Below are 12,574 nucleotides of genomic sequence, written 5' to 3'. Positions count from 1 at the left end.
AACAAAAGGAGTCAAACCATGATGAGCTTGCTCGTCGTCGCCGCGATCGTCCTCGCCGTCGCGCTGGGGTACACCACCAAGATCAATATCGGCCTGTTCGCCATTGCCTTCGCCTACCTGCTGGGCTGCTTCGGCATGGGCATGAGCCCGGGCGACATCATCAACATGTGGCCGCTGAAGATCTTCTTCGTGATTTTCTCAGTCTGCCTGTTCTACAGCTTCGCCACCGTCAACGGCACCCTGGAAAAACTCACCGGGCATCTGCTGTATCGCTGCCGTGGCGTGCCGCACCTGCTGCCGTACGCAATCTTCCTGACCTCGGGGTTGATCGCGGCTATGGGCGCGGGTTACTACACCGTACTGGCCTTCATGGCGCCGCTGACCCTGCTGCTGTGCCAGCGTACCGGCATGAGCCTGATCCTGGGCGGTATGGCGGTGAACTACGGCGCGCTGGGTGGAGCGAACTTCGTTTCCAGTCAGAGCGGCATCATCTTCCGTGGCCTGATGACCAGCGCCGGTATGCCCGAGAGCGAGGCGTTCGTGAATGCCCTGGCAATCTTCGCCAGCACGGCAGTGATCCCTGTTCTGGTGATCTCGGCCTTCGTCTTCCTCGGTGGCCATGGCCGCAACCTGAAGAACGCGGTGATCAACGCTGACCTGCCGCAAGCCTTCAACCGCGAACAGAAACTGACCCTGCTGCTGACCGTGCTGATGATGGTGCTGGTTCTGGCTGCGCCGCTGGCCCTGCTGGCCTTCCCGGACAATGCCACGGTCAAGTTCATTAACAGCAAGGTGGACATCGGCCTGATCGCCAGCGTGTTCTCGGTGATCGCGCTGCTGCTCAAACTCGGCGACGAGCGCAAGGCCATCGCCTCGGTGCCCTGGGCCACGCTGATCATGATCTGCGGTGTCGGCATGCTGATTACCGTCGCGATCAAGGCCGGCACCATCGATTCCCTGGCATCCTGGATCAGTGGCAACATCCCGCCAGTGATGATTCCGGTGGCCTTCGGTGTGGTCGCGGCACTGATGTCGATCTTCGCCAGCACGCTCGGCGTGGTGACGCCGGCACTGTTCCCCATGGTGCTGCCGTTGTCGGCGTCGATGTCGATCGATCCGATGATCATCTTCATCGCCATCGTGGTGGGCGCTCAGGCCACCTCGATCTCGCCGTTCTCGTCCGGTGGCAGCCTGCTGCTGGGTTCCTGTACCGATGAGAAGGTACGCTCGTCGTTGTTCTCGCAACTGCTGCTGCGCGCCGCGCCCATCGGCTTCGTTGCGGCGATGCTGTTCAACCTGGCGCTGACCTTCCTGTTCTGATGAAAAAAGGTTCTTCGCATAGTCTGGGGAAAGTGCGAGTTGATACTGGACTGGTAATTAAGTGTTAGCTGTCGATGACTTGGCACTATCCATTAGCACGTCGCCTGGTCTGATGGGTTTCGCCCCTTACGGGCGAGTCACTTTCTCTTGCTTGCCCAAGAGAAAGTAACCAAAGAGAAGGGCACCCCACCATCCGGCCCCGGCTTCGCCGGGGTTCCCTCGCTCCATCACCACTCCAGGGGCACGCTGCGAAGGGCCATCCCTGGCCCATCGCAGCTCTCGCGACATCCATGTCGCTCAACCCCTTACGCGGCGATTCCACTCGGCCTCCTGAAGGGGATTTGGGCGTCGTCTGTGAGATCGCGCTTCAAGAGCAAAAGCCAAACGCTACCTACTTTGATCTTCCGAAAATTTCGCAAGCTCGCGGCCCGGTCCCCCTTCAGGAGGCCGAGTGGAGGTGTTGCATAGGGGGACGAGCCGCATGGATGCGGCGAAATACCGATGGCGGCCCCGCTTAATGAGCCAGGGATGGCCCATGTAAGCCGGCCCCAAGAGCAGCGCCGGAGCGAGGAAACGCAGCGAAGCGAAGTAACAGCCGGAGGCTGGCCCGCAGGGTGAGCGCAGCGAATCAAGTTTCGCGCAGCGAAACCCGGATGTCGGGGTGCCCTTCTTTGGCACACCTTTCTTGGGCAAGCAAGAAAGGTGTGGCGCCCGTAAGGGGCGCAACCCAAACGCTCAGCACACGCGGTAACGGATAGTGCTAAGTCAGTAAGCGATACGCACACAAATTTGCCAGCCCGGTGTCATGCGTATCACCCGCGAGAATGCTCAGAACCTGAAAAAAAGCCCCGGCATCGCGTGATGCCGAGGCTTGCTTCACTTCAGCGGGTATCGCTATTTCAGTCGATAACGCGCTAGCTCATCCTGGTTCAGCAGACGCAAGCGACCTGGCGGGGCCTGGTAGATCGCTTCGGCCAGGCTTACGTCGACGCCCATGTCACGAAAGTACTTGGCCGGGCTGAATGGCTGGCTGCCATGGGCGGCCTGCGCCAGTGCCGAGTCACCGGCGGGGAAGGGCGGCCGGCGCAGGGCGACGTGGCCGTTGACCGTGCGCTTGCTGCCAGCCGCCAGCAGGTAGATGCAACTGCCCTGGCACATGCCGCCGGAAGGCACCAGCGCCTCGAAGCCGGTTTCGCGCAGCAGGCGGCCCATGCGGATGGCTTCCGGGGCGCTACCGCCGATGCTGTCGAGCAGCACGATCTTGCGCATGTACTGGCCGGGATTGGCGCGCAAACCCTGTAGCAGTTTCTCGTAGTCGCCAGGAACGATCTCTTCGGAAATCTTCGCCGCCAGCATGCCGGCATTGGCCTCGACTTCCACTTGGGCGTGGGCGGTCAGAGCGGTGAACAGGGCGGTACCGATCAGGGCGAATCGTAAACGCTGGGCAATCATCGGACGGGTTACAGGGCAGTGGCTCGGGAGGTAGACGATACCTGCCGGCGCACCATCCCGCATCTGTCATATGTGTTCGCTTTTGCGCTGCACCTGCCACGCCCAGCCGAACAGCAGCAAGCCGCCAACGGCCGTGGCCGCGCCGATATAGCCAGTGACCGTCCAGCCCATGCCGGCGCTGATGGCCAGGCCGCCGAGCCAGGGGCCGAGTGCGTTGGCGACGTTGAACGCGGCGTGGTTGGACGCAGCCGCCAGAGTCTGCGCCCCCGTGGCGACGTCCATCAGATGGGTCTGTAGCGCCGGACCGAGGGCGATCATGGTGCCGAGGGCAAAGATCGCCGGCAGGATCGTCCACAGGCTGTGTGCGGCGAACGGGAAGACCAGCAGCACCAGCGTGCTCCAGGCGAGGATCCAGGCCACGGCGCGCAGGCGCAGTCGGTCGAACAGCCAGCCGCCGACACTATTACCGACAATGCAACCGGCGCCGAACACGCCCATGGCCAGGGGAATCCAGCCGGGCCCGACCTGGGTGACGTGGAGCAGGGTCGGCGCCATGTAGCTGAACACGCAGAACATCCCGGCAAAACCGATCGAGCCTATGCCCAGGGCCAGCCAGATCGGCGCGCGGTTGAAGGCGCGCAGCTCGCCCGAGGGGCTGCTGCGCTGCTCGTGCGGATCGGCCGGAAGGAAGATCGCGACCATGGCGATGGTGGTGATGGCGATCACCCCGACCAGGGCGAAAGCGTAGCGCCAGCTCATGAACTGGCCGAGCCAGGTGGCCAGCGGGTTGCCGATGAGGATGGCCACGGTAAGGCCAGCCAATACCCGGCTCACCGCCTTGGCGCGTTTGTGCGGTGGCGCCATGGAGGCAGCGACGAGCATGGCGATGCCGAAATAGGCGCCGTGCGGCAGGCCAGCGATAAAGCGGAAGATCAGTAGCGGCTCGTAGCTTGGCGCCAGGGCGCTGGCGAAATTGCCGAGGGCGAAGCAGCCCATCAGCAGCAGAAGCAGGATGCGCCGTGGTAGACGTGCGCCGAGCAAGGCCAGCACCGGTGCACCGACCACCACACCGAGGGCATAGGCGCTGATCACGTGGCCGACTTGTGGCTCGCTGACACCAAGGTCGGCGGCGACATTGGGCATCAGGCCCATGATGGCGAACTCGCCGGTGCCGATGGCGAAGCCGCCGAGGGCCAGGGCGAGTTGAATGAGAAGGATCGCGCCCGGCGACAGACTCGTCGCGGCGTCGGATGCAGAACTGTTCATGAGTGACCTGGAAGGGGTGAAAGCAAGCGCGCGATTATAATCTCCCAGCGCTTTGCTTGGGTATTGGCGGCCGCTCTATTTCGGGCTTTGAGACGAATGGTCCAGAGCGTTCATGGCTTTCACGTAGTCGACAAAGGCGCGTAGCGGCGCCGGCACGTGACGTCTGCTGTGGTAGTAAAGAAACGGGCCGTTGAAGTGTTGCCACCAGTCCTGCATGAAGGGTTGCAACTGGCCGCTGGCGAGGTGCGCCGCGATGTATTCCTCGAAGGTGTAGAGAATGCCGTGGCCGGCACAGGCCGCGGCGATCAGCAGGTCCTGCGAGGAGCTGACCAGCCGGCCCTCGGGGGTGATGCGTAAGGTGCGGCCGTCCTGCTCGAACTCCCATACGCCGAGCTTGCCGCTGGCGAAGCGATAGCCGAGCAAACGATGCTCGCTCAGTTCGCTGGGGTGTTGCGGCGTGCCGTGGCGCTGCAGGTAGCTGGGCGCCGCGACGGCCATGAAACACTGCCGGCGCGGCCCGATGGGGATGGCAATCATGTCCTTGGCCAGGCTTTCTTCGTAGCGAATGCCGGCGTCGTAACCGGAGCCGATCACGTCGATGAAGGTGTTGTCCATGTTCACCTCCAGCGCGATGCCGGGATAGCGAGCGAGAAAGCCATCGAGCAGTTGCGGCAGGATGTGCCGCGCGATCACGCCGGGCACATGCAGGCGCAGCGAGCCAATCGGGTTCTGCGGATCTTCCTGCAAGTCGTTGAGTGCGGCGTTGATCTCATCCAGTGCCGGGCGCAGGCGCTCCAGCAAGCGTGCGCCGATTTCTGTCGGGGTCAGGCCGCGTGTGGTGCGATTGAGCAGACGCATGCCCAGCTCCTTCTCCAGGCGGCGCACGCAATCGCTCAGCGACGAGGCCGACATGCCGCGGCGTTGCGCCGCGACGCGAAAGCCACCGGCCTCGACCACGGCAGCGAACAGGGCGATGTCGGATAGGTTGGGTTGGCGCATGGGCGTCGGCTGGCTGATTGCGAAGGAGTCGATAATGCGGCGCTGCGGCCGCTTTGCCAATCCTGAGGGGCACTTGCTGGGATGTGGCCGGATGAAATCCGGGAATCTGTAGCAATGGCCCCGGATTGCATCCGGGCCACGGTTCGCGCCTTTGAAACACCAGGTAACTGTCCGCCTGACCGTATGCGTTGTTCGGTTTTGGCCGGCTTATCGTACGCGGCATCTGCCCGCACTCTATGTCCTGTGCGTGCGCCGGCTCTGGCGCATCGAGTCAACGGACACGAGGAATCAGCCGATGAACAAGAAGAGTGCTGTGGGGTTAGGCCATACACGTCGTGACGCCCTGAAACTGTTCGGTATGGTAAGCGGTGGTCTTGCCCTGCACGGGGTGTTGGGCGGCGTGCCGACATTCGCCTGGGCCAGTACCGCACCAGGGTGGCAGGCGAGCGAAATGCCATCGCTGATTGGCAAGCGCATGCTGGTCACCGGCGGCAGCAGCGGTATGGGTTTCGAGGATGCCCTGGCCCTGAGCCGGGCGGGTGCGCAGGTGATCATTGCCGCGCGCAATGGGCAGCGTGGTGCCGAGAGCGTCGAGCGCATCCGCGCACAGGTGCCGGACGCGCGTCTGCGTTTCGAGCAGTTGGATCTGGCCGATCTGTCTTCGGTGCGCAGCCTGGCTCAGCGCCTGAATGCCGAGGGCGAGGTGCTGGACGTGCTGATCAACAACGCCGCGATCATGGCGCCGCCGCAGCGCGGCGTGTCCCGCGATGGCTTCGAGATGCAGCTGGCGACCAACTTCCTCGGTCATTTCGCTCTGACCGGTTTGCTCCTGCCGTCGTTGCGCAAGTCGTCCGACCCGCGCGTGGTGACCCTGGCGAGCATCGCCGTGAACCGCGGCAATATCAATTTCGATGACCTGCAGTCGCAGAACAACTACAACCCCTATGTCGCCTACGCCCAATCGAAGCTGGCCTGTCTGATGATGGCCTTCGAGTTGCAGCGGCGCAGTTTGGCCAATGACTGGGGCATTCGCAGCGTGGCCGCGCATCCTGGCGTGGCTGTCACCGAACTGGTCGAGCGCGGGCCTGGACTGGAAAGCGAGTTCGCTCAGCAGTGGGCGAAGGATCGAGACGTCTATCACTCGGCGGCGCAAGGCGCGCTGTCATCGCTGTTCGCGGCGACGGCGGCTGAGGCCGAGGGCGGTCGTTATTACGGCCCGACCGGCGAAGAGGAAAAACGCGGCCCACTGGGCTTGGCCAAGGTGCCGGAGGCAGCGACGGATGCTGATGACGGCGCGCGCCTGTGGTCGGTGGCCGAGCGCCTGACTGGCGTCAGATACGGCTGAGTCATCCCGGCGCGCCTCGTTGGCGCGCCCGTTCAAGGAGTTTCGCATGTCATCGTCAACGATGGCGCAGCGCGTGGCCGTGGCCATCAACGCGCAGCGCAACGAGCTGTGGCCGGCGCTGGCCGGTTTTGCCCTGTTCTTCTGCCTGTTCTCCGGTTACTTCATGCTGCGCCCGATCCGCGAGGCCATGGGCATCGTCTCCGGCGTGGAGAACCTGCAATGGCTGTTCACCGCCACCTTCGTGGTGATGCTGATCGCGGTGCCCTTGTTCGCCTGGCTCAGCTCGCGGGTGCCGCGGATTCATTTCATCGACTGGGTGTACGGCTTCTTCACCCTCAACCTGGCGTTGTTCGCCCTGTTGTTCTTCAGCGCTGATGAGAGTGTATGGCTGGCGCGCAGCTTCTACGTGTGGATTTCGGTCTACAACCTGTTCGTCGTCTCGGTGGCCTGGAGCCTGATGGCTGACGTGTTCGACAGTGAGCAGGCCAAGCGTTTGTTCGCCTTCATCGCCGCAGGTGCCAGTGTCGGCGGGTTGGCCGGGCCTGCGCTGAGTGCACTGTTGATCGGCATTCTTGGTCAGGCCGGGTTGATTCTGTTGGCCGCTGTATTGCTGGCCGTCGCGCTATCGCTCAAGCAGGTATTGATGCGCTGGCGCGAGCAGGGTGGTGCCGGGCGCGCTGGTGCGGTTCAGGCCGAGAGCCCACGTAGGCCGGTGCCGGGTAATCCGTTCAGCGGTTTGACCCGCGTGCTGGCCTCGCCCTACCTGCTGGGTATCGCCGGGTTTGTGATCCTGTTGGCCACGGCCAGTACCTTCCTCTACTTCGAGCAGGCGCGCCTGGTGGCCGAGCTGTTCCCACAGCGTGCCGATCAGGTGCGGGTATTCGGGGTGATCGATTTCGTGGTGCAGGCCGGCGCGTTGATTGCCCAGCTGTTCATCACCGGTCGTATCGCGCGGCGTATGGGCGTGCGGGTGTTGCTGGCCTGTGTGCCGCTGCTGGTGTGTGTCGGTTTCATCGGCCTGGCGTTGATGCCGACCTTCGCCATGCTTGCAGCGCTGATGATCGTGCGGCGCATCGGTGAGTACGCCTTCGTGCGGCCAGGGCGGGAAATGCTCTTCGCACCGCTGGACGCCGAGAGCAAGTACAAGGCGAAGAACTTCATCGACACCGTGGTCTATCGCGCGGGCGATGCCATGAGTGGTTGGCTCAAAAGCCTGCTCGACATGCTGGCTCAGGGCGCCTGGCTGGTGGCGTTGGTCGGTGCGGCCAGTGCGGCGCTATGGGGATTGCTCGGCTGGTACTTGGGGGCACAGGCCGATCAGCGCAGCGCCGAGCAAAAGTTGGTAGAGACTCATTGAGTCAGCCCAATCGAGAGGTGCAGTGTTGCGGGAGTCGGCAGCCGACTCCCACAACCGCATCAGCTACGCGCCGGAATGTTCAGGCCGCGCTGTACCGCCGGGCGGGCGAGGAAGGCGTCGAGCACGCGGCGCACGTTGGTGAAGCGCTCGAGCTGCACCAGATCACCGGCCTCGTAGAAATCCGCCAGGGTACGAATCCAGGGGAATACGGCGATGTCGGCGATGCTGTATTCGCCAGCGATCCAGTCACGGCCTTGCAGGTGTTGGTCGAGTACGCCCAGCAGGCGTGCCGATTCAGCGGCGTAACGGTCACGTGGACGCTTGTCTTCAAACTGGCTGCCGGCGAATTTGACGAAGAAACCGAGCTGGCCAAACATCGGCCCCAGGCCGCCCATCTGCCACATCAGCCATTGAATCGTTTCGTAGCGGGCAGCAGCGTCCTGCGGCAGCAGCTTGCCGGTCTTTTCCGCGAGGTAGATCAGGATCGCGCCGGACTCGAACAGCGGCAGCGGGTGGCCATTCGGCCCGTCGGGATCGAGGATCGCCGGAATCTTGTTGTTCGGCGCCAGTGAAAGGAACTCGGGGCTGAACTGGTCGTTGCTGCCAAAGTCGACCAGGTGAGGCTCGTAAGGCAGGCCGATTTCTTCCAGCATGATCGAGACCTTGACCCCATTGGGTGTGGGCAGCGAGTAGAGCTGTAGACGCTCGGGGTGCTGGGCAGGCCATTTGCGGGTGATGTGGAAAGGGCTGAGGTCGGTCATGTGGGTTCCAGGTCGAAGGGGCCTAAGAGCCTGTTCACGATCTGCTGCGCGTCGGCGCTACTGCGTTAAAAACAAGCTCGGAATGCTCATTTACCATTCGTAAACTGCGCTTCCTCGCTTGTTTTTGCCTTGTATCGCTCTAGCTCGCGAGATCCTGAACAGCCTCTACGAAAGGGGCGATCAAAACACGAGTGACTGTGGTGAAGGAAATCGATCCAGCTGCTAGTAGTCATCGACTCGAGCAATCCTGCCTGGTTCCCTGTATGTGAACGAGGCGGTATGGTGCGGGTTTTCATCCACCCGGCACGGAGCCCATCGGCATGAGCCTGCACGGTACTTACGATTCCCAGAACATCTTCGCCCAGATCATTCGTGGCGACTTGCCCTGCTACAAACTCTACGAGGACGACGACGTACTGGCCTTCCTCGATCTGTTCCCGCAAGCCAAAGGCCACAGCCTGGTGATCCCCAAACGCGCCGCCGCGCGCAATATCCTGGAAATCGACGACGCCAGTCTGGCCAAGGTCATGGCTGTGGTGAAGAAGATCACCCAGGCCGTGGTCGACGAATTGCAGCCGGCTGGCGTGCAAGTCGCGCAGTTCAATGGTGCGCCTGCCGGGCAGACGGTGTTCCACATCCACATGCACGTGATCCCGCGCTTCGAGGGCGAGGGCCTGGGCATTCACGCAGCTAGCAAGGCTGACCCGGCCGAACTGGAAGCGCTGCAGGCGCGTCTGGTCAAACGTCTGCAAGGCTGAAACGACAGTGCCCCGCTCGCGTGATGCGACCGGGGCAGCAGTGCCGACGAGCAGCAAGTATTCAGCGGATGCTTAGCCATTCTGGCTGCTCAGCCCGCCCCATTCCATGAAGCGCACAGCGTGCACGTCACCCTGGCTGTCGCGGTAGACCAACACGCTGGGCACTACACCGTTCTTGCGGCTGTTGTCGGTGCGCTGCAGCACCTGGTCGATGTCCAGCTGCATGCCGTACTGGTATTCCTGCACGTCCACCTTGGCGCTGGCGGGTGCTTTCTCGTTGGCAAAGGCCAGGGGGGCGAAGGCGGCAAGGACGGTGGCGGTGATGGCTGCGAATTTCATGCTGATTGTCTCCGGTCAGTTGCGCCGAGTGGGGTGGCGCTGGGTTCGAGAGCAATGAAAACATCGCGCTGTTCATTGATGAAATCGATGCTTGTGCTACTGAACATCGCCACCATCGATACCTTGCTCACAGGCTCGCCAACACCAATACTCAGGCGGCACTCATCTGCCCATGGAGGGCTTCATGCGTTCGACTCTCATCGTTCTACCTCTGCTGTTGCTGGCTGGTTGTTCATCGTTTCGAGGTGATCCGGAAAACATCAAACCGGTACCTGAAGATCGTCTGCTGGCGTTTCAGGAGGCGCAGGCGAGCGGCGCGCAGATCGTGGTCAACCGCGATTTCGGGATGATGGGCGGCGGCTGCTTCGTGGCCATCGAGGTGGACCGTAAGGTCGCTGCGCGCATCGGCGTCGGTGAGGTCGCCACCTTCCAGGTGCCGCCTGGTACGCGTGTGGTCGGCATCACGCCGGATCGCATGGATGACACCTTGTGCGGCATGGGCCGCCTGCTGCGCGAGGTGGCAGTGCCGGTGAAAAGTGGGGAAGTCCAATACCTGCGTATCGTCAGTCAGAACAAGGGCGGCTTCGATATTCGCCCGGACAAGCCCTGAGCACCAGGCCGGGTACGGATCCTTGCCCGATCAGCGCACCTTGCCTGTTCGCTGCGGATCCTGTGCCCACCAGATGCGCTCGACACGACCGATCAGGTTCGCTCGCGGCACACTGCCCCAGAGCCGGCTATCAGCGGAGTTTCGGCGGTTGTCACCAAGCATGAAGAACTCGCCATCGGCGATGTGCGTTTCTGCCAGGTTGCCGTAGTCCTGATGTGGCGTCTCTATGGTGGGTGCTGGCGGCAGGTAAGGCTCGTCCAGCAACTTACCGTTGATGTAAACGCGATGATCGTGCATTGCCAGACGGTCGCCCGGAAGACCGATGATGCGCTTGACGTAGCCGATGTCGTTCAACGGGCTCACAAAGACCACCACGTCACCACGTGCAGGCTCTTTGCCGACATAGGCCCAGACGCTGCTGAGAATGTGATCGCCCGCCAGCAGGGTGGGGGCCATCGAGTTGGCTGGCACCTGATAGGGCACGTAGCCCGCGAGGCGGGCCCGAGGGTCGAGGCTAGCTGGGCCCAGTGGATTGAGCAGATAGAACCCAAGCATGAGCAGGGCCAGGGCGGTGAAACCTGTCCAGAAATTCCAGCGCATGGTCGATCCTTGTACCAGTGGGTGCGCCACCATAGTGGAGTGGGCGACGCGTCTGCAAGCCGCGCCGTTCAACTGTGCGGAGGTATAGAGCGAAGTGGGCGACATCGCGGTTAGAATCGCCTGATCGAACAGGGAGAGTAGCTGTGAATGGATTGCCGATAGCCATCGTAGGGGCGGGTACCGCGGGTCTCGCCACGGCGATATTCCTTGCCCGTCAGGGGTATGCGGTGCGTCTGCTGGAGCGGGTCGAGCAACTGCAGCCGGTGGGCGCCGGCATCTTGTTGCAGCCTTCGGGCCTGGCCGTTCTGCAGCGCCTGGGCTTGCTGGCCGAGTGCACTGCACTGGGCGCGCCGGTTAGCCGCCTGTACGGCACCAGCTGCCAGGGCCGGGTGATCCTCGACACCCGTTATCACGACTGGCAGCCAGGCAGTTTCGGCCTGGGCATTCACCGCGGGGTGTTGATGACGGCATTGCTCAATGCCGCGCAGCGGGCAGGTGTGCAGGTGGAAACCGGCGTGGCGGTGAGCCGCTTCGAGCAGGCCAGCGGCCATGTGCGCCTGCTGCAGGAGCAGGCGGATGGCAGCGAACAACCCCTGGGTGATTTCGCCGCGCTGATCCTGGCCGATGGCACACGCTCGACCCTGCGCGCGCAGATGCAGGTGCGGCAGTGGTCGCGACCCTATCCCTGGGGCGCTCTGTGGAGCATGTTGCCGACTTCGCCGGCGACCGAGTCCGGCGAGTTGCGCCAGTGGTACCGCGGCTGCCGTGAGATGTTCGGGTTGATGCCGACCGGCTGCACCCACCACGCGCGCCAGACGTCGCTGACCAGTCTGTTCTGGAGCCTGCCACTGAACGAGCACGAGAGTTGGCGCAGCAGCGGCCTGCAGGCCTGGAAAACCCGCGTGCGCAGCCTCGCCGGCGAGGCTTCGGAGGCCTATCTGCAGCAGATCGATGACCCTACGCAACTGACCCTGGCGGCCTACGCGGACGTGCGCATGCAACGCTGGAGCGACGGTCGTGTGCTAGCCATCGGTGATTGCGCCCATGCCATGAGCCCGCAATTGGGGCAGGGCGCCAATATGGCGCTGGTCGATGCCGCTGCACTGGCTGATGCATTGGGCGAGGCTGACGATGCGGCTCAGGATTCGCTCGACTGGAACGCCATCTTCGCTCGTTACGGCGATGCTCGTCGTGATCACCTGCGTTACTACCGCCAGGCCAGCCGCCTGCTGACGCCGCTGTTCCAGTCCAACAGCAACACCCTGGCCGTGCTGCGCGATATCGCCCTGATGCTCGCGCGGCACAACCACTTCGGCCGCCAGCACGCCGTCAGTACCCTGGTCGGCGCGCGCGGCGGCTGGCTGTGGTCAGGCGCGCAGAAGCGCGAGTTGCATGCCTGGAAGGGTGAGCGAGAGGCCTGGGAGTGAGGCTTGTTTTAGCCGAGCACTAGACTGTCGTCATCGATGGCGCCGATGAGCAATACACAGTCGAACCCCTCCCGCAGAGGATCGATGCGCAGGTCGCTGCAACCAAGCTCGATTTCCAGCGCCGGATGTCGGGCAAGAAATTCATCGAGACGCGGCGTGACAAGGCGCTTGGCTATTTCCGCAGGCATGTCCACGCACAACCTTTCACTCAGGGCGTGAGCATCCTGACGGAAAAGGTTTTCCAACTCAGCAACTAGCGGGCGCGACCATACAGCGCCAGGCCGGCCAGGCGCAGGCACTGAGCGAGGAAATCAGCGCGCTCGGCGTTCGCGCCCTGATG

13 protein-coding genes are annotated in these 12,574 nt (G+C 63.1%); 6 read left to right on the top strand and 7 right to left on the bottom strand.

The genetic code is table 11. The features are described 5' to 3' along the window. Positions 1-18: 18 nt before the first annotated feature. Positions 19-1,320 (top strand): SLC13 family permease, encoded by a 1,302-nt coding sequence (locus BM059_RS20655; protein WP_074941166.1) that lies wholly within the window; start codon positions 19-21, stop codon positions 1,318-1,320. An 894-nt stretch (positions 1,321-2,214) separates the two neighbouring features. Here the strand turns inward: BM059_RS20655 and BM059_RS20650 are convergent. From BM059_RS20650 to BM059_RS20640, 3 genes are all read right to left on the bottom strand, one after another. Then, entirely contained in the window at positions 2,215-2,772 is a 558-nt protein-coding gene (locus BM059_RS20650) for a COG3904 family protein (protein WP_074941165.1), read from the bottom strand. A 66-nt stretch (positions 2,773-2,838) separates the two neighbouring features. Then, positions 2,839-4,038: an MFS transporter gene (locus BM059_RS20645; protein WP_074941164.1), complete on the bottom strand. Its 1,200-nt coding sequence runs from the start codon at positions 4,036-4,038 to the stop codon at positions 2,839-2,841. A gap of 75 nt (positions 4,039-4,113) precedes the next feature. Next, on the bottom strand, positions 4,114-5,037 hold the full coding sequence (locus BM059_RS20640; RefSeq protein ID WP_074941163.1) for a LysR family transcriptional regulator: 924 nt from the start codon (positions 5,035-5,037) through the stop codon (positions 4,114-4,116). A gap of 295 nt (positions 5,038-5,332) precedes the next feature. Here BM059_RS20640 and BM059_RS20635 point away from each other — a divergent pair, with 295 nt between their 5' ends. Together BM059_RS20635 and BM059_RS20630 are read left to right on the top strand one after the other, a co-directional pair. Next, complete coding sequence (locus BM059_RS20635; protein ID WP_074941162.1) at positions 5,333-6,382, top strand: SDR family oxidoreductase; 1,050 nt, start codon at positions 5,333-5,335, stop codon at positions 6,380-6,382. A 46-nt stretch (positions 6,383-6,428) separates the two neighbouring features. Next, complete coding sequence (locus BM059_RS20630) at positions 6,429-7,739, top strand: NTP/NDP exchange transporter (RefSeq protein WP_074941161.1); 1,311 nt, start codon at positions 6,429-6,431, stop codon at positions 7,737-7,739. 59 nt (positions 7,740-7,798) lie between these two features. Here the strand turns inward: BM059_RS20630 and BM059_RS20625 are convergent, their stop codons facing one another. Next, the gene (locus BM059_RS20625) at positions 7,799-8,500 is read right to left on the bottom strand and encodes a glutathione S-transferase N-terminal domain-containing protein (RefSeq protein ID WP_074941160.1); all 702 of its coding nucleotides are present in this window, start codon (positions 8,498-8,500) and stop codon (positions 7,799-7,801) included. Positions 8,501-8,820: 320 nt separating this feature from the next. On the opposite strand from BM059_RS20625, the gene BM059_RS20620 reads away from it, so the two are divergent. Beyond that, positions 8,821-9,258 carry an HIT family protein gene (locus BM059_RS20620; RefSeq protein WP_074941159.1) on the top strand — a complete coding sequence of 146 codons (438 nt, stop codon included), beginning with the start codon at positions 8,821-8,823 and terminating at the stop codon, positions 9,256-9,258. 72 nt (positions 9,259-9,330) lie between these two features. Here BM059_RS20620 and BM059_RS20615 read toward each other — a convergent pair whose 3' ends face one another. Then, positions 9,331-9,597 (bottom strand): DUF2790 domain-containing protein, encoded by a 267-nt coding sequence (locus BM059_RS20615; RefSeq protein WP_037000415.1) that lies wholly within the window; start codon positions 9,595-9,597, stop codon positions 9,331-9,333. A gap of 184 nt (positions 9,598-9,781) precedes the next feature. On the opposite strand from BM059_RS20615, the gene BM059_RS20610 reads away from it, so the two are divergent. Beyond that, on the top strand, positions 9,782-10,207 hold the full coding sequence (locus tag BM059_RS20610; RefSeq protein WP_074941158.1) for a 3-isopropylmalate dehydratase: 426 nt from the start codon (positions 9,782-9,784) through the stop codon (positions 10,205-10,207). A 30-nt stretch (positions 10,208-10,237) separates the two neighbouring features. On the opposite strand, the gene lepB is transcribed toward BM059_RS20610, so the two are convergent. Beyond that, a complete protein-coding gene (lepB, locus tag BM059_RS20605) occupies positions 10,238-10,807 on the bottom strand; it encodes a signal peptidase I (RefSeq protein ID WP_074941157.1) in 570 nt (189 codons plus the stop codon). Positions 10,808-10,950: 143 nt separating this feature from the next. Here lepB and BM059_RS20600 point away from each other — a divergent pair, with 143 nt between their 5' ends. After that, a complete protein-coding gene (locus tag BM059_RS20600; protein WP_074941156.1) occupies positions 10,951-12,234 on the top strand; it encodes an FAD-dependent oxidoreductase in 1,284 nt (427 codons plus the stop codon). An 8-nt stretch (positions 12,235-12,242) separates the two neighbouring features. Here BM059_RS20600 and BM059_RS25765 read toward each other — a convergent pair whose 3' ends face one another. After that, positions 12,243-12,533 (bottom strand): LysR substrate-binding domain-containing protein, encoded by a 291-nt coding sequence (locus BM059_RS25765; RefSeq protein WP_279626478.1) that lies wholly within the window; start codon positions 12,531-12,533, stop codon positions 12,243-12,245. Between the last annotated feature and the right edge of the window lie 41 nt (positions 12,534-12,574).

Origin of the sequence: Ectopseudomonas composti (genome assembly GCF_900115475.1) — a bacterium.
GTDB lineage: Bacteria > Pseudomonadota > Gammaproteobacteria > Pseudomonadales > Pseudomonadaceae > Aquipseudomonas > Aquipseudomonas composti.
Note: the sequence above shows the minus strand (reverse complement) of the source record. Positions and strands in the feature narration are given on the sequence as shown.

Bases quoted from the DNA above. Each gene is read 5' to 3' on its own strand.
- BM059_RS20655 (WP_074941166.1), top strand. From the start codon at position 19: ATGATGAGCTTGCTCGTCGTCGCCGCGATCGTCCTCGCCGTCGCGCTG.
- BM059_RS20650 (WP_074941165.1), bottom strand. From the start codon at position 2,772: ATGATTGCCCAGCGTTTACGATTCGCCCTGATCGGTACCGCCCTGTTC.
- BM059_RS20645 (WP_074941164.1), bottom strand. From the start codon at position 4,038: ATGAACAGTTCTGCATCCGACGCCGCGACGAGTCTGTCGCCGGGCGCG.
- BM059_RS20640 (WP_074941163.1), bottom strand. From the start codon at position 5,037: ATGCGCCAACCCAACCTATCCGACATCGCCCTGTTCGCTGCCGTGGTC.
- BM059_RS20635 (WP_074941162.1), top strand. From the start codon at position 5,333: ATGAACAAGAAGAGTGCTGTGGGGTTAGGCCATACACGTCGTGACGCC.
- BM059_RS20630 (WP_074941161.1), top strand. From the start codon at position 6,429: ATGTCATCGTCAACGATGGCGCAGCGCGTGGCCGTGGCCATCAACGCG.
- BM059_RS20625 (WP_074941160.1), bottom strand. From the start codon at position 8,500: ATGACCGACCTCAGCCCTTTCCACATCACCCGCAAATGGCCTGCCCAG.
- BM059_RS20620 (WP_074941159.1), top strand. From the start codon at position 8,821: ATGAGCCTGCACGGTACTTACGATTCCCAGAACATCTTCGCCCAGATC.
- BM059_RS20615 (WP_037000415.1), bottom strand. From the start codon at position 9,597: ATGAAATTCGCAGCCATCACCGCCACCGTCCTTGCCGCCTTCGCCCCC.
- BM059_RS20610 (WP_074941158.1), top strand. From the start codon at position 9,782: ATGCGTTCGACTCTCATCGTTCTACCTCTGCTGTTGCTGGCTGGTTGT.
- lepB (WP_074941157.1), bottom strand. From the start codon at position 10,807: ATGCGCTGGAATTTCTGGACAGGTTTCACCGCCCTGGCCCTGCTCATG.